This is a genomic window from Stenotrophomonas sp. YJH_SMC_40 (genome assembly GCF_059368615.1).
This window is the reverse complement of the sequence record NZ_JCAFRX010000006.1, coordinates 1-26,667: the sequence shown is the minus strand read 5'-3', so window position 1 is coordinate 26,667 and position 26,667 is coordinate 1. Positions and strand designations below refer to the sequence as shown.

The following is a 26,667-nucleotide window of genomic DNA, read 5'->3' as shown; positions in this document are numbered from 1 at the left end:
GCACTCGTTCGCTGAGACCCTTGCATGCGCCGGTATCTGTTTTCCGCACTGCTGCTCGCCAGCAGCTTCGCTGCCTTCGCCCAGGACCGTTTCGTACCCGTCGAGCGGCGCCTGAGTGCATCCCAACTGGCCGAGGTCGGGCTCAGTCCAGCGCAGTTGCAGGCGCTGAACCGGGTACTGCGCGAGGCAGAGCGCGCGGCCACCGGGCCGACGGCAGCGGTGGCCCCCGCCGCTGCGCCGCTGCCTGCCAATGTGCCGGCACCGGCAGCAATGCATCTGGGCCTGGAAGAAGGACCGGTCAATGCACGCGTGGTCGGAGAGGTCGCAGGCTGGCAGCCCGGCACGCTGTTCACCCTTGATAACGGCCAGCAATGGCAGGTGATGAAGGGGCAGATGAAGCTGCGCAAGGTGCTGCAGTCGCCGCAGATCGCCGTTGTTCCAGGAATTGCCGGGCGCTGGTTCCTGCAGGTCGACGAAGACCTGCCCAAGGCCCGGGTATTCCGCGTGCGCTGAGCCGCGCACGCCTCGGGCGTGGTCAGCCGGCATCGACAACGCAAGGGCGGGCCGACGGTGCCAGAATGGGCGTCCGGTTTTTCCCCCTGGAGTTGCCTGATGACCCGCACTGTCCTGATTACCGGCGCCACGTCCGGCTTCGGCGCCGCCGCCGTCCACCGCTTCGCCCAGGCCGGCTGGAAAGTGATCGCCACCGGCCGCCGCGGCGAACGCCTGCAGCCGCTGGTCGATCGCTACGGCAAGGACGTGGTGCATGCCGCCGCCTTCGACATCCGCGATCCGGTTGCGATGGAAGCGGCGCTGCTGGCACTGCCGCCCGCCTTTGGCGAGATCGATCTGCTGGTCAACAACGCCGGTCTGGCGCAGGGCACCGCGCCGGCACAGACCGCCAAGTTGTCGGACTGGACCACGATGATCGACACCAACATCACCGCGCTGGTGACCCTGACCCACCGCCTGCTGCCGCAGCTGGTGGAGCGCAAGGGCGCGATCATCAACATCTCGTCGGTGGCCGGCGTCTACCCGTACCCGGGTGGCAACGCCTACGGTGGCACCAAGGCTTTCGTCAGCCAGTTCTCGCTGGGCCTGCGTTCGGACCTGCACGGCACCGGCGTGCGCGTGACCACGATCGAGCCAGGCATGGCCGAAACCGAGTTCACCGTGGTGCGTACCCACGGCGACCAGGCGGCGTCGGACAAGCTCTACAACGGCGCCAACCCGATGACCGCCGAAGACATCGCCGAACAGATCTTCTGGGTGGCCAGCCTGCCGCCGCACCTGAACATCAATCGCCTGGAACTGATGCCGGTCAGCCAGTCCTTCGCCGGTTTCCAGGTCGCCCGCGAAGGCTGACCAGTGCCGTGCGTCCTGTAGAGCCGAGCCCACGCTCGGCTTCGTCTGGATTCAGCTGAGCATGGCTCGGCTCTACAGAAACAAAAAAGCCGGGCATTGCCCGGCTTTTTTCCATTCAGACCCGATGGTTCACTGCGCCTTGATCGCCATCGCCTGCAGGCCGGTGCCATCCAGCTTCTGCTTGGCTTCGGACAGTTCACCGGCGCTGCCATACGGCCCCATGCGCACGCGGTACACGGTCTTGCCGTTGATCTGTGCTGACTCCACGCGCGCCGCAAGTCCCATCATCGCCAGCTTGGCCTTGGTTGCTTCGGCATCGCCGGAGGCGCCGAAGGCGCCTGCCTGCAGGATATAGCGGGCGTTGTCGGCGGCCGCCGGTGCGGCAGTGGCCGGGGTACCCGCCGTTGCCGTTGCGGTTTCCGCGCGCGCTGCCGGCGTGGCGGCGGCGGTGCTGGTCGAGGCCGTGCTGGCCGGCGGCGTTGCCGCAGCCGGACGTTCACTCAGCGGTGCCGGCAGCGGACGGCTGGTGGCGGTCACCTGCGCGGTGCTGGACACGCTGGCGGTGGCCGCCGGTGCCTGTGCGGTCGTGGTCGCCGGCGGAACCGGCTTGCCTTCCAGTGCCGCCTGCGCGCGCTGCGCTTCGGCCTTGGCCCGGCGCTGGTCTTCGGCACGCGCGCTGGCGGCCAGTTCGGCGTCGGACATCTCGACTTCCTTGCCCGGCAGCAGGGTGTAGAAATCGTACTGGGTGGCGGCCGGCTTTTCCGGTTCGGCCTGCTTCGGCGAAGCCGGCTGCGCGGCCGGCTGGGTACCGACATCGCTGTCGGCATCGGCGACCGGGGCCGGCTGCGCGTTCGGGTTCGGCTGCGGACCGGCGCGCAGGAAGCCATCGCCCTCGCCCTTGAACAGGTTCGGCGCCGCCAGGAACACCACGGCCGCGATCGCTACACCGGCCACCAGCCACACCCATCCGGGGGTGCCCTGGCTGCCGCTGTTGCGTCGTGCCTGGCTTTTGCCGCGTCGTGCTGCCATGTGTACTGCGTCTCCTGATGCTTACATTTTTTCCGGGGCGCTGACGCCCAGGAGTTCGAGGCCATTGGCCAGTACCTGGCGCGCCGCACAGGCCAGGGTCAGTTTGGCGTTGCGATCGGCGGCATCTTCCACCAGCACCGGCGTCCCGTGATACCACGTGTGGAACGCATGCGCCAATTCACGCAGGTACTGCGCCACCAGATGCGGTTCCAGCGCCACGCCGGCCGCTTCCACCACTTCCGGATAGCGCGAGATCTCGTTCATCAGCAGCAGCGAGGCGTCGTCGGCCAGGCGGCCGAGGTTGGCCAGGCCGTTGCCCTGGTCGTACACCAGGCCCTTCTCCTGCGCCTGGCGCAGCAGGCTGCAGACGCGGGCATGCGCGTACTGCACGTAGAACACCGGGTTGTCGTTGCTCTGCTGGCGGGCCAGGTCGATGTCGAAGGTCAGCTGCGAATCGGGCTTGCGCGCGATCAGGAACCAGCGGGTGGCATCGCGGCCGGCTTCCTCGATCAGGTCGCGCAGGGTGAAGTAGCTGCCGGCACGCTTGGACAGCTTCACTTCCTCGCCGCCACGCATGACGGTGACCATCTGGTGCAGCACGTATTCCGGCCACCCCTGCGGGATGCCCACTTCCATCGCCTGCAGGCCGGCGCGCACGCGGGCCAGCGAGCCGTGGTGGTCGGCGCCCAGCTCGGTGATCGCGCGCTCGTAGCCGCGCTGCCACTTGGACAGGTGGTAGGCCACGTCGGGCACGAAGTAGGTGAAGGTGCCGTCGGACTTGCGCATCACGCGGTCCTTGTCGTCACCGAAGTCGGTGCTGCGCAGCCAGAGCGCGCCACCTTCTTCATAGGTATGACCCGACGCCTGCAGCTTGGCCACCGCTTCGGCTACCTTGCCGTCGGCGTACAGCGAGCTTTCCAGGAAATAGATGTCGAAGTCGACGCCGAACGCGGCCAGGTCCAGGTTCTGCTCGTTGCGCAGGTAGGCCACGGCGAAGCGGCGGATCGCCTGCATGTCGTCCGGGTCCTTGGCGCCGACCACGGTGCTGCCTTCCAGGTCGACGCTGGCGCCGGCCATGTAGGCGCGTGCGACGTCGGCGATGTACTCACCGCGGTAGCCACCTTCCGGCCAGCCGTCCTGGTCCGGCGCGATGCCCTTGATCCGTGCCTGGGTGGACAGCGCCAGGTTCTCGATCTGCACGCCGGCGTCGTTGTAGTAGAACTCACGCTTGGCGTTCCAGCCGTTGGCATCGAGCACGCGCGCCACGCAGTCGCCGATCGCCGCCGCGCGGCCATGGCCGACATGCAGCGGGCCGGTCGGGTTGGCCGACACGTACTCCACGCCCACCGTGCGGCCATTGCCGGACAGGTTGCGGCCGTAGTCGTGGGCTTCCTTGATGACCGACGCGGCTTCGCGCTGGTACGCGGCCGGGGCCAGGTGGAAGTTGATGAAGCCGGGGCCGGCGATCTCGACCTTGCTCACGTCCTCGCTGCGCGGCAGCGCCTCGACCAGCGCCTGCGCCAGTGCGCGCGGATTGCTGCGCGCGGCCTTGGCCAGCAGCATCGCGGCGTTGGTGGCGAAGTCGCCGTGGTCGCGGGTCTTCGGGCGCTCGACCACGAAGTCCGGCGGCAGGGAGTCGGCGGGCAGGGTGCCATTGGCGCGCAAGGCTTCGATGCCTTGGCTGATCAGGGCGCGGAGGAGATTTTTCACGAGGCCTGCTGTGAGAATGAGCGGCGGAATCGCCCATTTTAGCGCAGATACCCGCGCCCACGCTGACCAGAACATGCCTGTGGGGGCGACCGATGGCGCCTGAAGGGCCGCGCTCAGCCGAACAGCCGCGGCTGGGGCGGGGATAGCAGGCCCCGTTCAGCAAATGAAACGGGACGGCCCTCGCCGACCACGAAGTGGTCCAGCAGGCGCACGTCCACCATCGCCAGCGCCTGCTGCAGTTCGTCGGTGATGCGGGTATCGGCGCTGGAGGGTTCCGGGTCGCCGGAAGGGTGGTTGTGGCTGAGGATCACCGCCGCCGCGTTGTGCAGCAGGGCGCGCCGCACCACTTCGCGGGGGTAGACCGGTGCGGCGTTGATGGTGCCGTGGAACAGCTCTTCACAGGCGATCAGGCGGTGGCGGTTGTCCAGGAACAGGGCCATGAAGACCTCGCGGGCCTGGCCACGCAGCCGGTGCTGCAGGTAGCGGCCGACCGCCGCCGGATTGTTGCCAACCGCCTCGCCGTGCTCCAGCTCGGCCGCCAGGTAGCGATGGGCCAGTTCCAGCCCGGCAGCAAGCGTGCAACTGCGTGCCGGGCCGAGCCCGGGCAGGCGGGCGAGCTCGGCGGCGGGGCGGTCGAGCAGTACCCTCAACGGGCCGTGCGCCTGCAGCAGGTCGCGCGCGGTCTGCACGGCATCGCGGCCACCGAACCCGGAGCCGAGAAACAGGGCCAGCAGTTCGGCGTCGGAAAGTGCCGTGGGCCCGCGCGCGATCAGCTTCTCGCGGGGGCGTTCCTGTTCGGGCCAGTCATGGATGGGCATGGCCCATCATCGCCAGACCTTGCGGTGGCTCCCATCGGGGCATGCCGCGGACTGGGGTCGGAGGTTGCCTCAGCCGCGCCGGGTCTGCAGGTAGTCGAACAGTTCCTGGTTGTTCTGCAGGCCCAGCTTGCGCTTGGCTTCGGCCTTCTGCCGGCTGATGGTCTTCGGGCTGCGCCCGCAGCGCTCGGCGACTTCGTTCACGCTGAGGCCGGCTGCCAGCAGCTCCAGCACTTGCTGTTCGCGTGCCGACAACGGCGCCGGCTGACGCGGAAACAGCAGGTCGCGCGCCTGCAGGTGGTGGCGCAGCTGTTGGGAGACGAATACCTGCCCGGCCAGCGCGGCGTTCAGCGCGTGGGGCAGTTCGGCGAAATCGGCGCACTTGTCGACCAGGCCACTGATACCCTCCCGCAGCAGGCCGTCCAGCAGGCCGGGATGGCGGGCGCCGGTCAGCACCACCACCGGCAGGCCAGGGCGGCGCATGCGCAGCGCGTCGATCAGCTCCGGACCGTCCGGACCGGCACCCGGCATCGACAGGTCGGTCAGCACCGCATCGCAGTCGTGGTGATCCACCAGCTCCAGCAGCTGGGCGCCGTCGCGCGCACTGCCGACGATGTCCATCAGGTAGGTCTGCAGCACGATACGGATGCCATGCAGGACCACGGGATGGTCGTCGGCGATGATGATGCGCGGATGCACGCTGCTCCTCGAAGGTCGAACAGGCCACGGCGGGCGGCAGCCAATGCCTGATTCTGCAAAAGCGCAGACCCGTAGAGGTATAGGAAAGGTCCGAAACTGGTACCGGGTGAATCCCGGGTCAACGGAGACGGACTCCATCTGCTGATAGCCGCCCGCTATGTGCGCCCTGCACCGGGACATTACCGACCATCGGGTAAGCTAGCGCCCTCGTTTGCACAGGAATTCCAGGTGGCTGACTCCCCCAACGCTTCCCCAGCGCCGGCCCGCGCGCTGGAAGGTCAGAAACTGCTGTTGTGCGTCGGAGGCGGGATCGCGGCCTACAAGGCCCTGGAACTGGTGCGGCGCCTGCGCGACGCCGGTGCCCAGGTGCAGGTGGCGATGACCGCCGGAGCACAGCAGTTCGTCACTCCGCTCAGTTTCCAGGCCCTGTCCGGGCAGCCCACCCGCACCACGCTGTGGGACAGCGCCGCCGAACAGGCCATGGGCCACATCGAGCTGGCCCGCTGGGCCGACCGCATCGTGGTCGCCCCGGGTACCGCCGATCTGCTGGCCCGGCTGGCCCAGGGCCACGCCGATGATCTGGTCAGCACCCTGTGCCTGGCCAGTACCGCGCCGCTGACGATCTGCCCGGCGATGAACCACCGCATGTGGCTGCATCCGGCCACCCAGGCCAACATCGCCCTGCTGCGCCAGCGCGGCGCTCAGGTGGTCGGCCCGGTCGACGGTCCGCTGGCCGAAGGCGAATCCGGTCCCGGCCGTCTGGCCGAACCGGGCGACATCGTTGCCGCGCTGGCTGCCAATGGCAGTGCTGCAGCGGCGGTTGTCGCACCGGAAACCCGCGCGCTGCAGGGCCTTCGGCTGCTGATCAGCGCCGGCCCGACCTATGAAGACATCGATCCGGTGCGCTACGTCGGCAACCGCAGCAGCGGCAAGATGGGCTTTGCCCTGGCCGCGGCCGCCGCGACGATGGGCGCCCAGGTGGTGCTGGTCAGCGGCCCGGTACAGCTGCCGACACCAGCCGGCGTGCAGCGCGTGGACGTGCGCTCGGCCGCGCAGATGCGCGATGCCGTGCTGAAGTCGTTGCCGGCCGACATCTATATCGGTGCTGCCGCAGTGTCCGACTACACGCCACGCCAGGTCGCGCCGCAGAAGCTGAAGAAGACCGCCGACAGCCAGTCGCTGGTGATCGAGCTGGTGCGCACGCCGGACATCCTCGCCGAAGTCGCTGCACAGACGCAGTCGCTGAAGCTGGTGGTCGGCTTCGCCGCCGAGACCCACGACGTGGAGAAATATGCGCGTGGCAAGCTGGTCGACAAGCGCCTGGACCTGGTGATCGCCAACCAGGTCGGCATCAGTGGCGGCGGTTTCGAGAGCGACAACAATGCCGCCACGGCCTTCTGGCAGGACGGTGAACAGGTATTCCCGGCCACCTCCAAGCGCGAGCTGGCCGAACAACTGCTGGCGCTGATCGCGCGGAGACTCCAGGCATGACCCAGGCTTCCACTTCCCAACCGCTGCAGGTCAAGCTGCTTGATCCGCGTTTCGGCGACAGCTGGCCGCTGCCCGCCTACGCCACCGAAGCCAGCGCCGGCATGGACCTGCGCGCGGCGCTGGATACCGCGCTGACCCTGCAGCCGGGCGACACCGCGCTGGTGCCCAGCGGCCTGGCCATCCATATCGCTGATCCGCACCTGTGCGCGGTGATCCTGCCGCGTTCCGGGCTGGGCCACCGCCACGGCATCGTGCTCGGCAACGGCACCGGCCTGATCGACGCCGATTACCAGGGCCCGTTGCTGATCAGCGTCTGGAACCGTGGCCGCGAGGCCTTCACCATCGAGCCGGGCGATCGCATCGCGCAGCTGGTGGTCGTGCCGATTGCCCGCGTCAGCCTGCAGGTGGTGGATACTTTCACCGACAGCGTGCGGGGAACGGGTGGATTCGGCCATACCGGGGTGCGTTGACGGGGGACATCGATGAGCGGCATCGGGGAAGGGCAGCGGGAACGGTCGTTGGGACGCAGTGCGCCACTACTGGGGGTGCTGCTGGTCCTGCTGGCCGGCTGGTTCGGATGGAGCGCGGTGCAGCAATGGCGGCAGGAGGCCAATGGCCAGGCGCTGGAAGAAGCGCGTGACCAGGCCGTGCAGGGCTTGCAGGAGGCGGCAGCCGGCCAGCTGAAGCAGCTGCAGCAGCAGTTGAAGAACGAACGCGTGCAGCAGGCACTGCAGGCCGGCGACGCCGCGGCAGCGGCGCTGGCCGTGCGCGAGAGCTGGACCGGCGTGGAGCAGGCTGACGTGCTGACCGCCGATCTGGCCACGGCCTATGCCGACCCGGCCACCTTCGGCTACGCACGCCTGGCCCTGCTGGAACAAGCGCTGGCCGAGGGCAAGCCTGGCCTGCGCGTGGTGCGCGATGCAGGCGGCAATCGCCTGGGTCTGGCGGCTCCGGTGCAGCTGGGCAGCCTTGGCTCGGCAGTGCTATACGTGCGCCAGCCATTGCTGCGGCTGACCTCGCCGCTGGACCAGGTGAGCGCCCCGTCCACCGGTTTCCTCGGCCTGCGCCAAGGCACGCATGACCTCGTTGCCCAGGGCGACGCCGGCCTGGCCGAGAGCGCCGAAGCGCTGGCGCGCCCGGTTCCGGGCACGCCGTTGCGGCTGGTGGCCGCCGTACCGAATGTCGAAGCGGGTCCACTGGGCCTGGGTTCGCTGGCCAGTGCCATCGTCGCGCTGCTGCTGGCGTTCATCGCCGTGCTGCTGGTGGTGGGTCGCGGCCGGCTGCCGAAGTCGCTGCCTTTGCCGCGCCGTGCGGCCGTGGCGGAAGCGGATCATGGCCCGACCCTGAGCGAGAGCCTGCAGATGGCGCCGCCACCGGTGGCCGCCGCCAGCGCCGTGGACACTGCGCCGCCGCCACCACCGGTCCCTGCCGGGGAACTGGCCGCCGGCATCTTCCGCGCCTACGACATCCGTGGCGTGGTCGGCAGCGAACTGACGCCGAAGACCGCCGCGCTGATCGGCCAGGCCATCGGTACCGTGGCGCTGGAACAGGGCCGGCGCGAGGTGGTGATCGGCCGTGATGGCCGCCTGTCCGGCCCGGAACTGGCTGCGGGATTGGCCGAGGGCCTGCGTCGCACCGGTTGCGCGGTGATCGACATCGGCCTGGCACCGACGCCGGTCGTCTATTACGCCGCCTTCCACCTGCGTACCGGCACCTGCGTGGCGGTCACCGGCAGTCATAACCCGCCCGAGTACAACGGCTTCAAGGTGGTCATCGGCGGCGAGACGCTGTCAGGCGATGCCATCACCGATCTCTACCAGCGCATCGTCGAGGGGCGCCTGGCGCAGGCGGCCGAGCCGGGCGATTACCAGCAGCGCGATGTCAGTGCCGACTACATCCAGCGCATCGCCGACGACGTGCAGCTGGACCGCCCGTTGAAGGTCGTGGCCGATGCCGGCAACGGCGTCGCCGGTGCGCTTGCACCACAGCTGCTGGAAGCCATCGGCGCCGAAGTCATCCCGCTGTACTGCGATGTCGACGGTACCTTCCCCAACCATCATCCCGACCCGAGCGAGCCGGCCAACCTGGAAGACCTGGTGCAGACGGTCAAGCGCTTCGGCGCCGACCTCGGCGTCGCCTTCGATGGCGACGGAGACCGGTTGGGCGTGGTCACCGGCGAAGGCAGGATCATCTATGCCGACCGCCTGCTGATGCTGTTCGCCGCCGACGTGCTGATGCGCAACCCCGGCGCGATGGTGATCTACGACGTGAAGTGCACCGGCAAGCTGTCCGATCACGTGCTGCGCAATGGTGGCAGCCCGTTGATGTGGAAGACCGGGCACTCGCTGATGAAGGCGAAGATGCGCGAGACCGATGCCGAGCTGGCCGGCGAGATGAGCGGCCACTTCTTCTTCAAGGAGCGCTGGTTCGGTTTCGACGATGGCCTGTATGCCGCCGCGCGACTGCTGGAGATCCTGGCGCAGCGCGAGGAAGCCCCGGACGAGGTGCTGGCCGAGCTGCCGGAGATGGTGGCCACGCCGGAACTGAAGGTACCGGTGGCCGAAGGCACGCCGCATGCGCTGGTGGCGATGCTGGTGGCGGCGGCACAGTCGCCGGACAACCCCTATGTGGGCGGCCGCCTGTCGACCATCGACGGCCTGCGCGTGGACTTCCCCGATGGCTGGGGGCTGGTGCGTGCTTCCAATACCACGCCGGTGCTGGTGCTGCGCTTCGAGGGCAACGACGAGGCGGCACTGGAACGCATCCAGGCGTTGTTCCGCAGCCAGCTGCAGCCGGTGCTGGGCGACACCCCGCTGGGGTTCTGACCCCTTTGGAAGCTGCAGCAGAATGGGTAGTGCCGGCCGCTGGCCGGCAAGCCCATCAACCTCACACACCCTGCAGTTGCCGGCCAGCGGCCGGCACTACCCCTTGAAACGCAAGCCCACGCCCGGCTCGGTGAACAGGTAGCGTGAATCCAGCGCTGAATCGCCCAGCTTGTGCCGCAGCTTGCCGACCAGGATGCGCAGGTAATGGGTGTCGTGCTGGTGGGTCGGGCCCCAGATTTCCTGCAGGATCTGCGGCTGGGTCACCACCCGCCCGGCATTGCGCAGCAGCAGCGACAGCAGCGCGTACTCCTTGCGGGTCAGCGCCACCGGCTCGCCATCCAGTGCCACTTCGCGGCGTACGAGATCCACATGCAGATGGCCATCGTCGAACACCGGTGGCGTGCCGTCGCTGGGCACGCTGCGTGTGCGCAGCAGCGCCCGCACCCGCGCCATCAGCTCCTGGGTGCCGAACGGCTTGGTCACGTAGTCATTGGCGCCGGTATCCAGTGCGCGCACCTTCTCGGCTTCACCCGCACGCACGGTCAGCATGATCACCGGCACCTGGCTCCACTGCCGCAGTTGCTCCAGCACCTCATGGCCTTCCATGTCCGGCAGGCCGATGTCCAGGATCACCAGGTCCATGTCCTCGCTGGCCGCCAGCTGCAGGCCTTCCTGGCCGGTGGCCGCCTGCCGCACCTGGTAGCCCTGCGCGCGCAGGCTGATGTCCAGGAACCGGCGGATCTGGGTTTCATCATCGATCACCAGCACGCGCGGGGCCGGCGCGCTGGCGTCAATCGGAGTCGGGCTCATCGTGGGAGGCTGGCTTGAGCAGGGGCAGGGTGATGCGGATCAGGGTACCGCGACCGTCGCGTCCGGGCAGCGCCTGCACGCTGCCGCCATGCGCACCGACCATGCCCTGGCAGATGGTCAGGCCCAGGCCGGTGCCGTGGCGGCCACGGTCGCCGCGCTCGACGCTGTAGAACATGTCGAAGATGCGCGCGCGCTCGTCATCGGGAATGCCGGGGCCGGCATCGATCACATCGATGCGCAGCTGTCCGTCCAGTTCGCGCGCCTGCACCTGCACGGCGGCATCGGGTGGCGAGAACTTGGCCGCGTTTTCCATCACGTTGAACACCGCCTGTTCAACCAGCGCCGGGTGTACCCAGATCGGCGCGAGCGTGGCCGGAATATCCAGCTCCAGCCGCACCTTGGGCTGGTAGCGCTGCAGGCGTCGCGCCGCCGAGCCGATCAGCTCGTCCACGCCGATCCAGTCGCGGTTGATCTTCAACCCTTCGTGGCCGAGCCGGGTCATGTCCAGCAGGTTCTGGATGTAGCGGTCCAGCCGCTCGCCTTCGACCAGGATGGTGTCCAGCAGGGCACGGCGATCAGCCGTATCCATCGCCGCACCGTAGCTGGCCAGGCTGTCGGCCGAACCGATCATCGCCGCCAGCGGCGAGCGCAGGTCGTGTGACACCGAAGAGAGCAGGGCCGAGCGCAGCCGCTCGGTCTCGTTGCTGACGTGGGCCTGCTCCAGTTCGGCCACCAGCCGCGTGCGCAGCGCGGCCTGGGCGATGTCGTCGACCATCGCCTCGGCCAGCTGCCGCTGCTCGGGCAGCAGGCGCGCCTGTGCGCCGGGCAGGTAAAGGCCCGCCACGCCGATGGCGCGGTCTTCGCCATCCAGCAGCGGCAGGAACCACCATTGCGCACCGGCCAGGGTGTCGGTGAAGCGCCCGCTCGGCTGGCCGTGGCGCAGTGCCCAATCGGCGGCGGCCAAGTCGGTATCGCCCGGCTGGCTGCGGCCACCGGTTGCGGTATCGGCGCCGATCCGTAGCCACGCTGGAACGTCCATGGCCTGTTCCAGTGCATGCCGACCCGCCTGCGCCACCTCGCCGTTGCCGGCCGCGCTGGCCAGCTGCCGTCCCAGCTGCTGGCGCGCACGCGCATGTCGATTCGCCGCACGCAGCGCGATCACCTGCATGCGCAGGCGCGAGGCCAGGCGTCCGGCCACCAGCGCGGCGGCCAGGAACAGGAACACGGTGATCACGCCCTGGCGCGCGCCGATGGCGAAGGTGAAGCGCGGCGCGATGAACAGGAAGTTGTAGGCGAGGAAGCACAGGATCGCCGCCATCACCGCCACGCTGGCGCGCGTGCGTGCGGCCACCAGCACCACCGCCACGATGAACACCATCGACAGGTCGGCCATGCCGACCCAGCGTTCGGCCAGCCATGCCACCGCGCAGGCCAGCGCGGTGGCGATCAGCGCCTGCACCGGTTCGTAGCTGATGCCGCGCATCGGCGGCAGCAGGCCCTCGCGGCGCGAACGCGCACGTGCCTGCGGGGTGCTGATGATGGTGATCTCGTAATGCGCGCCGCGCTGGATCAGCTGCTGGGTCAGGGTGCGGTTGAACATCCGCGCCAGTGGACGTTCGCGGGTCCGGCCGAGCACCAGGGTCGACACGCCGTTGTGCGCGGCATGGTCGAGCAGGGCATCGGCGATGCTCGATCCATGCAGCAGTTCGGCGTCGCCGCCGAGGCGCCGTGCCAATGCGAAGGCCGCATCGATCTCGCGCCGGGTCGCCTCGTCCTGGCGTCGGCCCTGCACGGTCACCACCGTCCACGGCGCATCGCGGCGTTCGGCGATGCGCCGCGCCACCCGCACCAGGTACTCGCTCTGACCGCCGCCATCAATGGCCACCAGCACGCCACGACGCAGTGGCAGGTTGCTCTCGCCGCGCGCGGCGCGCGCTTCACGCAGGCTGCTGTCGACGCGGTCGGCGGCCTCCTGCATGGCCAGCTCGCGCAGTGCGGTGAGGTTGGCCGGCGAGAAGAACGCCTGCAGCGCCTGCGCGGCCTGTTCGGGCACATAGACCTTGCCCTGCTGCAGGCGCGCGATCAGCTCGCGCGGCGGCAGGTCGACCAGCACGATGTCATGCAGGCGGTCGAGCACGCCATCCGGCACGGTCTCGCTCACGCGTACGCCGGTGATGCGCATCACCACGTCATTGAGGCTTTCCAGATGCTGGATGTTGACCGTGGTCCAGACGTCGATGCCGGCGTCCAGCAGCTCCATCACATCCTGCCAGCGCCGCTCGTGGCGGCTGCCGGGTGCATTGCGATGGGCCAGTTCGTCCACCAGCACCAGCGCCGGATGCCGTGCGAGCACGGCATCCAGGTCCATCTCCTGCAGGGCATGGCCGTGGTAGGCCACGTCCTTCAGCGGCAGCTGTGGCAGCCCCTCCAGCAGCGCCTGGGTATCGGCACGGCCATGGGTTTCCACCAGCCCGACCACCAGGTCGACGCCGCGACGCAGCTGTTCCTGCGCGCGGGTCAGCATGGCGTAGGTCTTGCCCACGCCCGGCGCCGCGCCGAGGAACACGGTCAGCTTGCCGCCGGCTTCGCGTTGCAGGCCTTCGACCAGGGCATCGGCCTGGCGGGTACGCGCATCAGTCATGGGTGCCATTGTGCGCGCAGCCGGTGCCGGCCGGCATCACGGCGCCTTGGCCGCGTGGTCCAGCGCGAAGTTCAGCGTCACCACGTTCACCCGCGGCTGGCCGAACAGGCCCCACTGGCGACCTTCGGTGTGCGCCTGCACCAGTGCCTGCACGCGTTCCACCGGCAGGCCACGGGCACGCGCCACGCGGGCTACCTGCAGCTGCGCCGCCGCCGGCGACAGCTGCGGATCCAGGCCGCCGGCGGACTGGGTGACCAGGTCCGCCGGCACCTGCGCCGGGGCGACGCCTTCGCGTGCGGCCACCGCCGCGGTGCTGGCGGCAACACGCTCGGCCAGCGCCGGGTTGCTGCGCGCCATGTTGGAACCGGCTGCCGCCATCGGGTCGTAGTTGGCCGCCGACGGACGTGCCTGGAAGTAGCCGTCACCGGCGAACGGCTGCGACAGCCACGCCGAGCCGCGCACTTGGCCGCTGCCATCGCGCAGCAGGCTGCCCTCGGCCTGGGTCGGGTAGGCCAGGCCGGCGAAACCGGTGGCGATACCCGCGTAGACCGCACCGGCCAGCAGCAGGGTGGCCAGGCCCAGGCCGATCGCCGGGCGCCAGCTGGCGCCGTCCTGCAGGCTGGCCACCCGGGCCTCGGCCTTCGGTTCGCGGGACAGGGAAGTGGAGGTGGAAGCAGAACGGTTCATGCGCCGAATACCAGGACAAGAAGGAGGTCGATCGCCTTGATCGCTGCGAACGGCAGCAGCACGCCGCCGAGGCCGTACACCAGCATGTTCCGGCGCAGCAGCGCCGTTGCGGTGGCCGGGCGGAAGCGCACGCCACGCAGGGCGAGCGGGATCAGGGCGGGAATCACCAGGGCGTTGAAGATCAGCGCCGCCAGCACCGCATTGCGCGGGCTCGACAGCTGCATCACGTTCAAGGCGGCCATGGTCGGAACGGCCGCGGCGAACAGCGCCGGCAGGATCGCGAAGTACTTGGAGACGTCGTTGGCCAGCGAGAAGGTGGTCAGCGCGCCGCGGGTGATCAGCTGCTGCTTGCCCACCTCCACCACCGCCAGCAGCTTGGCCGGGTCCGAATCGAGGTCGACCATGTTGCCGGCCTCTTTCGCCGCCTGCGTACCGGAGTTCATCGCCAGGCCGATGTCGGCCTGGGCCAGTGCCGGGGCGTCGTTGGTACCGTCACCGACCATCGCCACCAGACGGCCACCGGCCTGCTCCTGGCGGATGCGCGCCAGCTTGTCTTCCGGTCGCGCCTCGGCGATGTAGTCGTCGACACCGGCTTCGGCAGCGATCGCAGCGGCGGTCAGCGGATTGTCGCCGGTGATCATCACCGTGCGGATGCCCATCGCCCGCAGCTGCGCGAACTTCTCGCGCATGCCGTGCTTGACCACGTCCGACAGTTCGATCACGCCCAGCACGTGGCGGCCCTCGGCCACCACCAGAGGGGTGGCACCGTTGCGTGCGACCTGCTCGACACGCCCGGCCAGTTCAGCCGGCACACTGCCACCCAGTGCCTGCACGTGGGCACGGATCGCATCGGCGGCACCCTTACGGATCTGCCGCCCATGTTCCAGATCGACGCCGGACATGCGGGTCTGCGCACTGAAGGCCAGGTAGTCGGCATGGTCCGGCTCGGCGGTGGCGCAGCCCTGTTCGCGCGCCAGGCGCACGATCGACTTGCCTTCCGGGGTCGGGTCGGCCAGCGAGGACAGCAGTGCCGCCTCGCGCAGCTGGCTGGCGTCGATGCCGGCCAGCGGATGGAAGTGGCTGGCCTGGCGGTCGCCGTAGGTGATGGTGCCGGTCTTGTCCAGCAGCAGCACGTCCACGTCTCCCGCGACTTCCACCGCCTTGCCCGACTTGGCCAGCACGTTGGCGGCCAACGCGCGGTTCATGCCGGCGATGCCGATGGCCGGCAGCAGGCCGCCGATGGTGGTCGGGATCAGGCAGACCAGAAGCGCGATCAGCAGCAGCGGGTCAACCTGCACGCCTACCGCTGCGCCAATGGCCGGCAGCGTCGCCACCACCACCAGGAAGGTCAGCGTCATCGCCGCCAGCAGCAGGGTCAGTGCGATCTCGTTCGGCGTCTTCTGCCGGTTGGCGCCTTCCACCAGCGCGATCATCCGGTCCAGGAAGCTGTGGCCCGGCTCGGCGGTCACCCGCACGATGATCTGGTCGGACAGCACTTTGGTCCCGCCGATCACACCGGAACGGTCGGTACCGGCCTCGCGCAGCACCGGTGCCGATTCGCCGGTCACCGCTGCTTCGTTGATGGTGGCCAGGCCCTGCACGATCTCGCCATCGGCCGGTACCAGCTCACCCGCACTGACGATCACATGGTCGCCCGGGCGCAGCTCGGCGGCTGGCAGCTGGGTTTCCGCGGCATCCGGCTGCGGTGCGGCCAGGCGGCGCGCCACCAGGTCCTGGCGGGCGCGGCGCAGCGATGCGGCCTGGCCACGGCCACGTGCTTCGGCCACGGCTTCGGCGAAATTGCCGAACAGCACGGTCACCAGCAGGATCGCGGTCACCGCCAGGCCAAAGCCCAGCGGCGCATTGCCGGTCAGAGTGACGATCGCGGCCACGATCGTGCCGGCCATCACCACCGCCATCACCGGGCTGCGCACCAGATGCATCGGCGACAGCTTGCGCACTGCCTCGACCAGTGCGCGGCGCAGGCCTGCGCCATCCAGCAGGGCAGGGCGCGGTGCAAGGGAACTACGGGTTGAACTTGCGTGGGTACTCATTGCGGTGTCCTCAGTGCAGTCCCAGGCTCAGGTGGTCGGCGATCGGGCCGAGTACCAGCGCCGGCATGAACTGCAGCACGGTCAGGATGACGATCACCGAGACCAGGGTCAGGGCGAAGGTCGGCGTTTCGATCTGCAGGCTGCCGGCAGACTCCGGCGCCTGGCGCTTGGCAGCCAGCTGTGCGGCCACCACCAGCGGGATGATCAGCAGCGGGAAGCGGCCCAGCAGCAGCACCAGCGAGCAGCTCAGGTTCCACCACAGCGTCGCGTCACCCAGCCCTTCGAAGCCCGAACCGTTGTTGGCATAGGCCGAGACGTACTCGTAGAACACCTGGCTGATGCCATGGAAGCCGGGATTGGAGGTGCCCGCCAGGCCGGGTACGGCCAGGGTGATCGCGGTGAACACCAGCAGGGTGATCGGCTGCAGCAGCACCAGCAGGGCCAGCAGGCGTACCTGTGGCGTCTCCAGCTTGCGGCCGAACAGTTCCGGCGTACGCCCGGTCATCAAACCGGCCAGGAACACGCCCAGCAGGAGGTACACGATGAACTGCTGCAGGCCGCAGCCGATGCCGCCCCAGATCGCGCTGACCAGCATGTTGACCATCGCGATGCCGCCACTGAGCGGCGCCAGCGAATCGTGCATGCCGTTGACCGAGCCGTTGGAGACCTGGGTGGTCACCGCCGCCCACAGCGCAGTGCCGTCGGCGCCGAAGCGCACTTCCTTGCCTTCCATCAGCAGCGGGGTGGCGGCGCTGGCGCTATGCCCTTCGCTCCACATCATCGCGCCGGTGGACAGCAGCGACATGCCCAGCATGCAGCTGAACACCAGCGCGCCGAAGCGGCGCCGGCCGGTGAACGCACCGATCATGAAGATCACCGCCATCGGCACAAGCAGGATGCCGACGATCTCCAGCGCGTTCGACAGCGGGGTCGGGTTCTCCAGCGGGAAACTGCTGTTCGGGCCGTACCAGCCGCCACCGTTGGCGCCCAGCTGCTTGGCCGCGACCATTGCCGCTACCGGGCCCAACGGCAGCTTCTGTTCGGCCATGCCGGCGCTGGCATCGATCGGCGTGGCCTGTGGGCCACCGGCCATCGTCGACGGCACGCCCTGGCTGGTCAGCACCAGCGTCCACACCAGGCACAGCGGCAGCAGGAAGCGCACGCACAGGCGCACCACGTCCACGTAGTAGTTGCCCACCGCCACCTGGCGGTCATCGCCGGCCCCGGTGGTCGCCGCAGCCTGCGGCGCACGCGAGAACAACGCGCGCAGCGTCGCCACCGCCAGCGCCAGGCCCATCATCGGCGTCACCACCTGCAGGCCGGTGATGCCGGTCATCTGCGAGAAGTAGGACAGCTGCGCCTGGCCCGAATAGTGCTGCTGGTTGGTGTTGGTCAGGAACGAGATCATCGTGTGCAGCGCGGTGTCCCAGCGCATGTTCGGGATCTGGTCCGGGTTCAACGGCAACCAGGCCTGGGTCATGAACACCGCCTGGGTCAGCACCGCGACCACCACGTTGCTCAGCACGAAGGCCAGCACATAGCCGCGCCAGGACATGGCGCGCGATGGATCGACGCCAAGCACCTTGTACAGCGGCTTCTCGATCCAGTGGAACAGCACGTCGACCTTCATCGGCGTGCCGCGCATCACGCGCGCCAGGTACAGGCCCAGCGGCCACGCCAGCAGCAGGCTGGCGGCAATAATCACAAGCATCTCAGTCATGGCCGGCTCCGCTCAGAACGACTCGGGCCGCAGCACGACATAAAGGAGATAGGCGGCGGCAACCAGCACCAGCACGCCACACAACAACGACAGCCAGGGGGACATTGCAATAGCGTCCTGGTGGAACCCCTCCACCTCAGGCCGCCATCGTCGTCCTACCCCCCATAAACGCACTACGCGCCGGACCGGGCCGACGCGTAAAGAGTGCATAAATTCCGTGGGCCAACCCGTAACCAGGCCCGGGGTAGCGCCGGGCCATGCCCGGCGGAGGCAGCGCCGTCAGCCCGCCGGAGCGTCCGCCGGCACCAGCCCCTTCAGCTCGCGATAGCGCTGCAGGGTGCTGTCGATCTCGGCCTTCAACGCCTGCTGCTGCTGCACCAGCCCGGCCTGCAGGCGCTGCTGCACCTGCAGCTGCGCATGCCGCTTGCGGATCGCCTCGGCCTGCTTGTCGGCCACCTTGGCGCCGGCCAGCTCGCGGTCTCCCGCCGCCGACAGCAGCGCCACCAGCGACTCACGCAGGCTGGTGACGTTGTACTCGGCTGTCTTCAGGTTGTTGTCCAGCACTTCCTGGCGCTCGGCAAACACCCGGCGCAGGTCGGCCTCGCTGCCGTAGGTGGACAACATGGCCTGCTCGGTGCGCTGGCGGGTCTGCTCGGCCATCAGGTCCAGCTGTTGCTGCTGCGCAGCGGTGCTGGCAGCGGCACGCTCCTCGTCGGTCAACGCGCGCTGGACCTGCGCATTGCGCAGGCCCGTGCTCGCATTGAATTCCTCGCGGGCATGGTTGACCGCGTCGGCCGGCAGCGAATCACTGCAGATCCGCTCCTTGCCCTCGTTCCAGCAGTACAGCTTCTTTTCCGCCTTGCCGCTGTCGCGCGACTGCGCCGGTACGGTGAACGGCACGACCAGCAGCAGGCCGGCGAAGAGGACAGCAGGAACTCGGGACATGACCTTTCCCCTGGGTCGGTCAGCGGATCGAACGAACGCCGTACTGGGCCCGGTAGGCTTCCAGCGGCTGCCGGTAACCCACAAGTTCCGGGTTGCCGGAGGCGAAATCAAGCAGATCGGCCAGCGATGCCACGGCGATCACCGGGATACCGGCTTCTTCGGCCACCGACTGCGCGGCAGAACGGCGGTCGGTCTCCGAAGCGATCTCCTGGCGGTCCAGCGCCACCACGATGCCGGCCGGGGTGCCACCGGCGGCGCGGATGATGCCCAGCGCTTCGCGGATCGCGGTACCCGCGGTGATCACGTCGTCGACGATCAGCACGCGCTTGCCCTGCATGTCGGCGCCGATCAGCTGGCCACCCTCGCCATGGTCCTTGGCTTCCTTGCGGTTGAACGACAGCGGCAGGTCGCGGCCACGCTGGGCCAGCTCACAGGCCATCGCGGTGGCCAGCGGGATGCCCTTGTAGGCCGGGCCGAACACCACGTCGTACTTGATCCCGCTGGCATCGATGGCATCGGCATAGCACGCGCCGAGCTGGGACAGCAGCGAGCCGGAGTCGAAGCGCCCGGCGTTGAAGAAATAGGGGCTCAGCCGGCCGGACTTGAGGGTGAACTGGCCGAAGCGAAGGGCGTCGGCGGTCAGGGCCAACTGCAGGAAACGGTGGCGGTGGTCGCTCATCAAAACTCGATTCATCTTCATTTGGAGCACAAATCCTAATCCAGCTGGGCGTTTCGCGCTCGTCCGGCCCCGTGTGAAGGCGCTGGCGGGCCCACCCGGCGGACTGCGCAGCCCTGCAGTCAACCGGTATGCTTGCCCGGTTTCCCGCCGTAGGTCTTCCGCATGCGCATCATCAGTTTCAACGCCAATGGCATCCGTTCCGCCGCGACCAAGGGCTTCCTCGACTGGTTCCGTGCCCAGGATGCCGATGTCCTGTGCATCCAGGAAACCAAGGCCCAGGAAGACCAGCTGAGCGACCCGATGTTCCGCCCGGACGGCCACCACTGCTTCTACCGCGACGCCATTACCAAGAAGGGCTACAGCGGTGTGGCGATCTACAGCAAGCGCGAGCCGGACCAGGTCATCACGTCGCTGGGCTGGGCCCCGTTCGACGACGAAGGCCGCTACATCGAGGCACGCTACGGCAACCTCAGCGTGGTCTCCTTCTATATCCCGTCCGGCAGCTCGGGCGACCTGCGCCAGGGCTTCAAGTTCGAAGTGATGGAATGGCTGCGGCCGATCCTGGAGGAGTGGGCGCGCAGCGGCCGCGACTACGTGCTGTGCGGCGACTGGAACATCGTGCGTTCGGCGCTGGACATCAAGAACTGGAAGTCCAACCAGAAGAATTCCGGCTGCCTGCCGGAGGAACGCGACTGGCTCAACGCCCTCTGCGCCGACCACGGCCAGGCCACCGATGTCGCCGCCGGTCGCGGCTGGGCCGATGCCTACCGCCTGCTCAACCCCACCGGAGAGGACTACACCTGGTGGAGCAACCGCGGCGCCGCCCGTGCCAACAATGTCGGTTGGCGCATCGACTACCAGTTCATCACCCCGGGCCTGCGTGACCGCCTGCGAAGCTGCTCGATCTACCGCGACGAGCGCTTCTCCGACCACGCCCCGTTCACCGTGGACTACGACCTGTGACCGAGGCTGCCAAGCCGCGCCGACCGTGGCAGCAGGTGTTGTCCAACCTGAGCCAGCGCAAGGTGCTGGCGATGCTGCTGCTCGGCTTCAGTTCCGGCCTGCCGATCTACCTGGTGGGCAACACGCTCGGCTTCTGGATGCGCAAGGAAGGCATCGAGCTGAGTACGATCGGCTTCCTGTCATGGGTCGGGCTGGCCTACACCATGAAGTTCCTGTGGGCACCGATCGTCGACAAGACCGACGTGCCTCTGTTCGGCCGCTTTGGCCGCCGCCGTGGCTGGATGCTGCTGTCGCAGCTGGTTGTGGTGGTGGGCCTGGTCGGCATGGCGCTGGTCCAGCCCAAGGGGGGCCAGATCCAGCTCCTGGGTATCGCCTGGCAGCACATCGTCGTGTTCGGCGTGATGGCCGTGATCGTGGCGTTTGCTTCGGCCACCCAGGACATCGTCATCGATGCCTGGCGCATTGAAAGTGCTGACAACAGCGAGCAGCTTGGACTGCTGACCTCATCCTCGGCACTGGGCTACCGCACTGCGTTGCTGGTCACCGATGCGCTGATCCTGATCATCGCGGCCCGTGTCGGCTGGCAGGTTTCCTACGAGATCATGGCCGTGCTGATGGCGCTTGGCGTGGTGGCCGTGGTCATGGCCCGCGAACCCGCGCGGGAAGTGGCTGCCGTGCAGGCACAGGCGACCTCGCTGTGGACACCGCGCGGATTGTTCGACGCCGTAGCGGGACCGTTCATCGCCTTCGTCCGCGAGCATCGCAGCGGCGCGATCCTGATCCTGGTGGCCATCAGCGTCTATCGCATGGCCGACTTCGTCATGGGACCGATGGCCAACCCGTTCTACGTCGATCTCGGCCTGGACGAGGACACCGTGGGCGCGGTGCGTGGCTCGGTCGGGCTGGTCGCGACCTTCGTCGGTATTGCCGCAGCGGGCCTGGTCTCGGTCCGCTGGGGGGTGCTGGCGGCGCTGATGGTAGGCGCCGTGCTGGGGCCGGCCTCCAACCTGGCGTTTGCCTGGCTGGCCTATTCCGGCCCGGACACAACCCATTTCGCCGTGGCCATGGCAATCGACAACTTCGCCAGCGGCTTCGCCGGTACGGCGCTGATCGCCTACATGTCGAGCCTGACCAGCATCGGGTACACCGCAACCCAGTACGCACTGCTGAGTTCGTTCTACGCGATGCCCGGCAAGGCACTCAAGGGGCTCTCGGGGTGGTCGGTACAGACGCTCGCACAGGGCCGGACGTTGCTGGAAGGCTACGCGCTGTTCTTCGTCGGTACCGCGCTGGTGGCGATCCCGGTAGTGATCCTTTGCGCCCTGCTGATCCTGCAGCAGCGCCGTCGCCAGGCCGCCGGCTCGACCTGATTCCCTGCCCGCCCGGTCTGCGGGATCATCGCCCCGACGCGCCGAGGGGGCGGTGCCTTGCGAACGGGGAAGTGAGCATGGCCGACGTTGTGCTGCGGGACCTGGACCCGCTGCTGCTGGAACGTATCAAACGCGTCGCGGTCGCCCGCGGCTGGACCCACGAACAGACCTGTGCCGCCTTGCTGGAGCAGGGCCTGTTCAGCAGTGAACTGGAAGTCCGCTCCGGCTTCGGCGATCCGGAAGTGGATGCCCTGTCCGATGCCATTGCCGCCCTGCAGGCCTTGCCCGCAGGGCAGGGCTTCGATTAGCGGCCGCGCCGCAATGCTGTAGAGACGAGCCCACGTCCGGCTGCCCGGTAGATCCACGCCACGCGTGGACGGCGCCACCTCACGCCAGGTGGATCGCACCCAGGATCCGCGGGCCCTTAGCTCCGGTCACGCTTGGCAGGTTGCCGGCCAGCCCGTCCATCGTCCGCTGCGCCAGCCATGCGAAGCCCATTGCCTCCACGTACTCCGGGTCCAGCCCGTGCACGGCGCTGGATTCCACCTGCACGTCCGGCAGCCGCGCCGCCAGGCGCTTCATCAGCTGCCGGTTGCGTACCCCGCCGCCACAGACCAGCAGGCGGCGGGTCTGCGGCTGCTGCGCCAGCAGCGCGTCGGCCACCGTTGCCACAGTCAGCTCCAGCAGGGTCGCCTGCACGTCGGCCGCCGCGTACTGGCCCTCGGCCATGTGCGCCTCGGCCCAGGCCAGGTGGAACTGCTCACGGCCGGTGCTCTTCGGCGGCGGCAGCGCGAACCACGGGTCCGAGCGCCAGCCCGCCAGCAGGCCCTCGTCCACCGCGCCGCTGGCGGCGTACGCGCCGTCGGCATCAAAGGTGCGGCCGGTGTGGCGCTGGCACCAGGCATCCATCAGCGCATTGGCCGGGCCGGTATCGAAGCCACGTACCGCCCCTTCGCGCGGAATCAGGGTCAGGTTGGCGATACCGCCCAGATTGAGCACGGCGCGGTCTTCGTCGGTCGTGCCCAGCATGGCCAGGTGGAAGGCCGGCATCAGTGGCGCACCATGGCCCCCGGCCGCCACGTCGCGGCGGCGGAAGTCGGAGACCGTGGTGATCCCGGTCAACTCTGCGATGCGGTTGCCGTCGCCCAGCTGCACGGTGAAGGCGGGGTCGGCCAGCGGCCGGTGACGCACGGTCTGCCCATGCGAGCCGATCGCACGCACCTGGCTGCGGTCCACGCCAGCCTCGGCCAGCAGCTGGTTGGCGGCCTCGGCGAAGCTGATCGCGATCCGGGCGTCCAGCTCGCCCAGCTCCTCCAGCGAATCCAGTGGACCACCTTCGCCCAGCGCCACCAGCCGTGCACGCAGCACCGGCTCCCAGCGGGCGGTCAGGCCGTGCACGAAGCGGCAGCCTCCGCCGGCAGGAAACTGCACCAGCGCGGCATCGATGCCGTCGGCACTGGTGCCCGACATCAGGCCAAGGTACAGGGGGGCGTCAGTGTCGGCAGTCGTGTTCATGGCGGGCATAAAAAAAGGACGCGGCAAGCTTGTGCTGCCGCGTCCTTCTTCGTCAACGCAGGGGCTCAGCCGCGCTTGCGGCCGGTGCTGCTCTTGTCCTTGGCGCTGGCCACCTCGGGGGCGGCCTCGTCGCGGCTGGTCGGTGCCGGGCTGGCATCGGCGTAGATCAGCTTCTCCATGCCCTGGATGCGGGCCATCGCCGGCGCGGTCTGCGCGCGGAAGGCGACCAGCTCGGCGCCCTTCAGCGGCTCCGGCGGCGGCATGGTCACGGTCAGCGGGTTGCGGTGCTCGCCGTTGACGCGGAATTCGTAGTGCAGGTGCGGGCCGGTGGCCAGGCCGGTCGAGCCGACATAACCGATCACCGTGCCCTGGGCCACCCGCTGGCCGGTCTTGATGTTCGCAAAGCGCGACATGTGCCCATACAGGGTGGTGTGGCCACGGCCGTGGTCGAGGATCACCACGTTGCCGTAACCGCGCTGCACGCCGGCGAACTGCACGCGGGCGTCGCCGGCGGCCATGATCGGGGTGCCGGTGCGCGCGGCGTAGTCCACGCCCTTGTGCATGCGCATCTTGCCCAGCACGGGGTGCTTGCGCGCACCGAAGGTCGAGCTCAGCCGCGCGAACGGGATCGGCATGCGGATGAAGCTCTTCTTCAGCGAACGGCCGTTGATGTCGTAGTACTCGGACTTGCCGTTGCGGTCGAAGCGGAAGCCGGAATAGGTCTTGCCACCGGTGGTGAAAGTCGCCGCCAGAATCTTGCTGGTGTCCACCTTCTCGCCTTCGCGCCAGGTTTCATCCATCACCACGCTGAAGCGGTCGCCCGGCTGCAGGTCCTTCGAGAAGTCGATGTCGTACTTGAAGATGTCGTCGGTCATCGTCGCGATCGCCGACGGCGACAGCCCGGCGCGGCGGGCCGCGGCATACAGCGAGCTGGTGATCTCGCCACTGGTGACCACCGTGCGCGTGGAGGTCTCGCGCTTGGTCACCTTCTCCTTGATGTCGTCACCGGCCAGGCTCAGCTCCACCCGGTTGTCGGCATCGCGGTCGAAGCGGATGCTGCGCAGGTCGCCGGACAGGGGCATGTCGAAGGCGATCTCGGCGCCCGGGCGAAGCTTGGTCAGCGCCTCGCGCGCCCCCGGGTGGTCCAGTACCCGGTGCAGGGTGGTCGCCGGGATACCGGCCTTGTCGAACAGATCGCTCAGGGTCTGGCCGCGTTCCACGCGCAGCACCTGCCAGCTGTCACCGGGCACCTGCTGCTGGCGGGCCATGGCCAGCGGCGGCAACGGCAGTGCCAGGCTGGTATGGCTGTCGGCAAAGGGGGCGTCGATGGTGTGCGAGAAGCCCGGCACGATCGTCGCCACCAGGGCGCCGATGGTCGCGAACAGGCTGGCATGCATCCAATGGCGCCGGGTCCAGCGCTCGTTGAAGGCGGCGGGAAGATGTTGCCTGAGCTTCCGATGCAGGGCGTTGTCGTGCAGGACGTGGAGGCGTTCCTGGAAGCGCTGCTTGCGTGCGCGCCCTTGTTCGGAATTGTGCATCGGCGGTTTTTTCCTGGTGGCCCGGGAGCGGGGGCCTGATCGCCGGTTACCATAGACACCTGAGAAAACCGCGTCAAACCCTTGTGCCCATTGGCTTTTGTGAAGCCAATCGGGTTAACTTTGCTTTAACACCCCACACAAGAATCGGCGTTGCCGGGAGTAGTCACGTGTCCTCGATTGAAGAAGCCCTTGCCCAGATCGGCCGTGGTGCCGACGAGATCCTCAAGCTCGAGGATCTGCGTGCGCGCCTGCAGGAGGGCCGCCCGCTGCGGATCAAGGCCGGCTTCGACCCCACCGCGCCCGACCTGCACCTGGGCCACACGGTGCTGCTGAACAAGATGCGCCAGTTCCAGGACCTCGGCCACCAGGTCATTTTCCTGATCGGCGACTTCACCGGCATGATCGGCGACCCGTCCGGCAAGAGCCTCACCCGCAAGCCGCTCAGCCGCGAGGACGTGCTGGCCAACGCCCGTACCTATGAGGAGCAGGTGTTCAAGGTGCTGGACCGCAGCCGTACCGAAGTCCGCTTCAACTCGGAGTGGTTCGGCAAGATGGGCGCGGCCGACATGATCCGCCTGGCCGGCCAGCACACCGTGGCACGCATGCTCGAGCGCGACGACTTCGCCAAGCGCTACGCCGCCCAGCAGTCCATCGCCATCCATGAGTTCCTGTACCCGCTGGTGCAGGGCTACGACTCGGTGGCCCTGGAGGCCGACGTGGAGCTGGGTGGTACAGACCAGAAGTTCAACCTGCTGATGGGCCGTGGCCTGCAGGAGCACCACGGCCAGAAGCCGCAGGTGGTGCTGACCATGCCGCTGCTGGAGGGCCTGGACGGCGTCAACAAGATGTCCAAGTCGCTGGGCAACTACATTGGCATCAGCGAACCGGCCATCGACATCGTCACCAAGACCATGAAGGTGGACGACACCCTGATGTGGCGCTGGATCGAGCTGCTGTCCTTCGACATCAGCCAGGCCGAAGCCGTGCAGCTGCGCGAGCAGGTGGCCAATGGCGGCCTGAACCCGCGCGTGGTCAAGCTGCGCCTGGCGCGTGAACTGGCGACCCGCTTCCACGACGCCGCAGCGGCCGAGCAGGCGATCGCCGGCTGGGAAGCGGCGGTGACCGGGCAGGGCGACATCACCCAGCTGCCGCTGCAGGACGTGGCGATCCCGGTCGAAGGCCTGCGTATCGCTGCGCTGCTGACCGCGGCCGGCCTGACCCCGAGCAACTCCGAAGCCAACCGCAAGCTCAAGGAGCGCGCGGTGAAGGTGGACGGCGAAGTAGTGGAAGATGGCCAGCAGGTGCTGCAGCCGGGCTTCGAAGGCCTGTTGCAGGTCGGCAAGCGTACGTTTGCCCGCGTGCGCCTGGTTGCTGCCTGAGACAAAGAAAGGGCCGGCGCTAGCCGGCCCTTCCTTATGCTCTTGTAGAGCCAAGCCCACGCTTGGCTGCTCTTCGCGGGAACCTACCGCAGCGCGCCGGATGAACGGATGCAACATCCGGTGAAAAAAATCGCCACACCCCCTTCACAAATGATGCGAATGGGGACATACTTCTCCTCCCCCGTCGCAGGGGTCGCCACCAAGGGGCTTCAGCGACAACAGGGCGCCCACCACCGCCGAACGAGATGATCGAACGAAGGTGTTGACGGACTGAAAAAGTCTGGCATAATGGGCGGCTCGCTACGAAGGAAACTTCGCAGCACACGGGAACGGCGCTGAGGCCACTTCCCCGGATCTTTGAAAGTATGCGCAGGTATCTTGTGAAGGCGCCTGCAGGAAGGATGATTGTCCATCTTGCAGACGTTTGATCAA

23 protein-coding genes are annotated in these 26,667 nt (G+C 68.3%); 9 read left to right on the top strand and 14 right to left on the bottom strand.

The window, feature by feature from the left end; translation table 11 throughout:
- The first annotated feature begins 24 nt into the window (after window positions 1-24).
- Window positions 25-513, top strand: a complete 489-nt coding sequence (locus AC5P6X_RS12650) for a hypothetical protein (protein ID WP_005407755.1) — start codon at window positions 25-27, stop codon at window positions 511-513.
- Between the two features lie 99 nt (window positions 514-612).
- On the top strand, window positions 613-1,365 hold the full coding sequence (locus AC5P6X_RS12645; RefSeq protein ID WP_049449531.1) for an SDR family NAD(P)-dependent oxidoreductase: 753 nt from the start codon (window positions 613-615) through the stop codon (window positions 1,363-1,365).
- 129 nt (window positions 1,366-1,494) lie between these two features.
- Here AC5P6X_RS12645 and AC5P6X_RS12640 read toward each other — a convergent pair whose 3' ends face one another.
- The 4 genes from AC5P6X_RS12640 to AC5P6X_RS12625 form a co-directional block, all read right to left on the bottom strand.
- Entirely contained in the window at window positions 1,495-2,394 is a 900-nt protein-coding gene (locus AC5P6X_RS12640; RefSeq protein ID WP_329756641.1) for an SPOR domain-containing protein, read from the bottom strand.
- A gap of 21 nt (window positions 2,395-2,415) precedes the next feature.
- Window positions 2,416-4,104 carry an arginine--tRNA ligase gene (gene argS, locus AC5P6X_RS12635; RefSeq protein WP_088436380.1) on the bottom strand — a complete coding sequence of 563 codons (1,689 nt, stop codon included), beginning with the start codon at window positions 4,102-4,104 and terminating at the stop codon, window positions 2,416-2,418.
- Window positions 4,105-4,217: 113 nt separating this feature from the next.
- The gene (gene radC, locus AC5P6X_RS12630; RefSeq protein WP_005407759.1) at window positions 4,218-4,922 is read right to left on the bottom strand and encodes a RadC family protein; all 705 of its coding nucleotides are present in this window, start codon (window positions 4,920-4,922) and stop codon (window positions 4,218-4,220) included.
- 69 nt (window positions 4,923-4,991) lie between these two features.
- The gene (locus tag AC5P6X_RS12625) at window positions 4,992-5,618 is read right to left on the bottom strand and encodes a response regulator (protein WP_495215497.1); all 627 of its coding nucleotides are present in this window, start codon (window positions 5,616-5,618) and stop codon (window positions 4,992-4,994) included.
- Between the two features lie 228 nt (window positions 5,619-5,846).
- Here AC5P6X_RS12625 and coaBC point away from each other — a divergent pair, with 228 nt between their 5' ends.
- From coaBC to AC5P6X_RS12610, 3 genes are read left to right on the top strand one after another with little or no spacing between them, the layout of a single operon-like run.
- Window positions 5,847-7,109, top strand: a complete 1,263-nt coding sequence (gene coaBC, locus AC5P6X_RS12620; RefSeq protein ID WP_049449536.1) for a bifunctional phosphopantothenoylcysteine decarboxylase/phosphopantothenate--cysteine ligase CoaBC — start codon at window positions 5,847-5,849, stop codon at window positions 7,107-7,109.
- Entirely contained in the window at window positions 7,106-7,579 is a 474-nt protein-coding gene (gene dut / locus AC5P6X_RS12615) for a dUTP diphosphatase (protein WP_005407763.1), read from the top strand. The genes coaBC and dut overlap by 4 nt, the downstream gene beginning before the upstream one ends.
- Window positions 7,580-7,591: 12 nt before the next feature.
- On the top strand, window positions 7,592-9,934 hold the full coding sequence (locus AC5P6X_RS12610) for a phosphomannomutase/phosphoglucomutase (protein ID WP_329756643.1): 2,343 nt from the start codon (window positions 7,592-7,594) through the stop codon (window positions 9,932-9,934).
- 96 nt (window positions 9,935-10,030) lie between these two features.
- On the opposite strand, the gene AC5P6X_RS12605 is transcribed toward AC5P6X_RS12610, so the two are convergent.
- The 8 genes from AC5P6X_RS12605 to pyrE all read right to left on the bottom strand — a co-directional run bounded on the left by AC5P6X_RS12605 (window position 10,031) and on the right by pyrE (window position 19,470).
- Entirely contained in the window at window positions 10,031-10,744 is a 714-nt protein-coding gene (locus AC5P6X_RS12605; protein ID WP_005412001.1) for a response regulator transcription factor, read from the bottom strand.
- Window positions 10,725-13,385 (bottom strand): ATP-binding protein, encoded by a 2,661-nt coding sequence (locus AC5P6X_RS12600; protein WP_012478919.1) that lies wholly within the window; start codon window positions 13,383-13,385, stop codon window positions 10,725-10,727. Before AC5P6X_RS12600 ends, AC5P6X_RS12605 begins: the two co-directional genes overlap by 20 nt.
- 36 nt (window positions 13,386-13,421) lie before the next feature.
- On the bottom strand, window positions 13,422-14,072 hold the full coding sequence (gene kdpC, locus AC5P6X_RS12595; protein WP_088436382.1) for a potassium-transporting ATPase subunit KdpC: 651 nt from the start codon (window positions 14,070-14,072) through the stop codon (window positions 13,422-13,424).
- The gene (gene kdpB / locus AC5P6X_RS12590; RefSeq protein WP_049449545.1) at window positions 14,069-16,126 is read right to left on the bottom strand and encodes a potassium-transporting ATPase subunit KdpB; all 2,058 of its coding nucleotides are present in this window, start codon (window positions 16,124-16,126) and stop codon (window positions 14,069-14,071) included. The genes kdpC and kdpB overlap by 4 nt, the downstream gene beginning before the upstream one ends.
- A gap of 10 nt (window positions 16,127-16,136) precedes the next feature.
- Window positions 16,137-17,846, bottom strand: a complete 1,710-nt coding sequence (gene kdpA, locus AC5P6X_RS12585) for a potassium-transporting ATPase subunit KdpA (RefSeq protein WP_033835003.1) — start codon at window positions 17,844-17,846, stop codon at window positions 16,137-16,139.
- Window positions 17,847-17,858: 12 nt separating this feature from the next.
- Window positions 17,859-17,951, bottom strand: a complete 93-nt coding sequence (locus AC5P6X_RS12580) for a potassium-transporting ATPase subunit F (protein ID WP_005407770.1) — start codon at window positions 17,949-17,951, stop codon at window positions 17,859-17,861.
- Window positions 17,952-18,125: 174 nt separating this feature from the next.
- Window positions 18,126-18,791 carry a hypothetical protein gene (locus tag AC5P6X_RS12575; protein WP_329757317.1) on the bottom strand — a complete coding sequence of 222 codons (666 nt, stop codon included), beginning with the start codon at window positions 18,789-18,791 and terminating at the stop codon, window positions 18,126-18,128.
- A 19-nt stretch (window positions 18,792-18,810) separates the two neighbouring features.
- The gene (pyrE, locus tag AC5P6X_RS12570; protein ID WP_005407772.1) at window positions 18,811-19,470 is read right to left on the bottom strand and encodes an orotate phosphoribosyltransferase; all 660 of its coding nucleotides are present in this window, start codon (window positions 19,468-19,470) and stop codon (window positions 18,811-18,813) included.
- A gap of 162 nt (window positions 19,471-19,632) precedes the next feature.
- Here pyrE and AC5P6X_RS12565 point away from each other — a divergent pair, with 162 nt between their 5' ends.
- From AC5P6X_RS12565 to AC5P6X_RS12555, 3 genes are all read left to right on the top strand, one after another.
- The gene (locus AC5P6X_RS12565) at window positions 19,633-20,433 is read left to right on the top strand and encodes an exodeoxyribonuclease III (RefSeq protein ID WP_024956358.1); all 801 of its coding nucleotides are present in this window, start codon (window positions 19,633-19,635) and stop codon (window positions 20,431-20,433) included.
- Window positions 20,430-21,803: a muropeptide MFS transporter gene (locus AC5P6X_RS12560; RefSeq protein ID WP_049449546.1), complete on the top strand. Its 1,374-nt coding sequence runs from the start codon at window positions 20,430-20,432 to the stop codon at window positions 21,801-21,803. Before AC5P6X_RS12565 ends, AC5P6X_RS12560 begins: the two co-directional genes overlap by 4 nt.
- 77 nt (window positions 21,804-21,880) lie before the next feature.
- Complete coding sequence (locus AC5P6X_RS12555; protein ID WP_005407775.1) at window positions 21,881-22,111, top strand: hypothetical protein; 231 nt, start codon at window positions 21,881-21,883, stop codon at window positions 22,109-22,111.
- Window positions 22,112-22,190: 79 nt separating this feature from the next.
- Here AC5P6X_RS12555 and AC5P6X_RS12550 read toward each other — a convergent pair whose 3' ends face one another.
- Complete coding sequence (locus tag AC5P6X_RS12550; RefSeq protein ID WP_080353076.1) at window positions 22,191-23,318, bottom strand: anhydro-N-acetylmuramic acid kinase; 1,128 nt, start codon at window positions 23,316-23,318, stop codon at window positions 22,191-22,193.
- A gap of 65 nt (window positions 23,319-23,383) precedes the next feature.
- On the bottom strand, window positions 23,384-24,856 hold the full coding sequence (locus AC5P6X_RS12545; RefSeq protein ID WP_005407777.1) for a M23 family metallopeptidase: 1,473 nt from the start codon (window positions 24,854-24,856) through the stop codon (window positions 23,384-23,386).
- A 167-nt stretch (window positions 24,857-25,023) separates the two neighbouring features.
- Between AC5P6X_RS12545 and tyrS the strand changes: the two genes are divergently transcribed.
- A complete protein-coding gene (gene tyrS, locus AC5P6X_RS12540) occupies window positions 25,024-26,235 on the top strand; it encodes a tyrosine--tRNA ligase (protein ID WP_005407778.1) in 1,212 nt (403 codons plus the stop codon).
- The last annotated feature ends 432 nt before the right edge of the window (window positions 26,236-26,667 follow it).

Coding starts and splice junctions, on each gene's coding strand:
- AC5P6X_RS12545 (WP_005407777.1), bottom strand. CDS start 24,856: ATGCACAATTCCGAACAAGGGCGCGCACGCAAGCAGCGCTTCCAGGAA.
- AC5P6X_RS12565 (WP_024956358.1), top strand. CDS start 19,633: ATGCGCATCATCAGTTTCAACGCCAATGGCATCCGTTCCGCCGCGACC.
- AC5P6X_RS12555 (WP_005407775.1), top strand. CDS start 21,881: ATGGCCGACGTTGTGCTGCGGGACCTGGACCCGCTGCTGCTGGAACGT.
- AC5P6X_RS12575 (WP_329757317.1), bottom strand. CDS start 18,791: ATGTCCCGAGTTCCTGCTGTCCTCTTCGCCGGCCTGCTGCTGGTCGTG.
- AC5P6X_RS12550 (WP_080353076.1), bottom strand. CDS start 23,318: ATGAACACGACTGCCGACACTGACGCCCCCCTGTACCTTGGCCTGATG.
- kdpC (WP_088436382.1), bottom strand. CDS start 14,072: ATGAACCGTTCTGCTTCCACCTCCACTTCCCTGTCCCGCGAACCGAAG.
- radC (WP_005407759.1), bottom strand. CDS start 4,922: ATGCCCATCCATGACTGGCCCGAACAGGAACGCCCCCGCGAGAAGCTG.
- AC5P6X_RS12580 (WP_005407770.1), bottom strand. CDS start 17,951: ATGTCCCCCTGGCTGTCGTTGTTGTGTGGCGTGCTGGTGCTGGTTGCC.
- AC5P6X_RS12650 (WP_005407755.1), top strand. CDS start 25: ATGCGCCGGTATCTGTTTTCCGCACTGCTGCTCGCCAGCAGCTTCGCT.
- kdpA (WP_033835003.1), bottom strand. CDS start 17,846: ATGACTGAGATGCTTGTGATTATTGCCGCCAGCCTGCTGCTGGCGTGG.
- AC5P6X_RS12600 (WP_012478919.1), bottom strand. CDS start 13,385: ATGACTGATGCGCGTACCCGCCAGGCCGATGCCCTGGTCGAAGGCCTG.
- AC5P6X_RS12645 (WP_049449531.1), top strand. CDS start 613: ATGACCCGCACTGTCCTGATTACCGGCGCCACGTCCGGCTTCGGCGCC.
- AC5P6X_RS12605 (WP_005412001.1), bottom strand. CDS start 10,744: ATGAGCCCGACTCCGATTGACGCCAGCGCGCCGGCCCCGCGCGTGCTG.
- AC5P6X_RS12610 (WP_329756643.1), top strand. CDS start 7,592: ATGAGCGGCATCGGGGAAGGGCAGCGGGAACGGTCGTTGGGACGCAGT.
- pyrE (WP_005407772.1), bottom strand. CDS start 19,470: ATGAGCGACCACCGCCACCGTTTCCTGCAGTTGGCCCTGACCGCCGAC.
- kdpB (WP_049449545.1), bottom strand. CDS start 16,126: ATGAGTACCCACGCAAGTTCAACCCGTAGTTCCCTTGCACCGCGCCCT.
- AC5P6X_RS12640 (WP_329756641.1), bottom strand. CDS start 2,394: ATGGCAGCACGACGCGGCAAAAGCCAGGCACGACGCAACAGCGGCAGC.
- dut (WP_005407763.1), top strand. CDS start 7,106: ATGACCCAGGCTTCCACTTCCCAACCGCTGCAGGTCAAGCTGCTTGAT.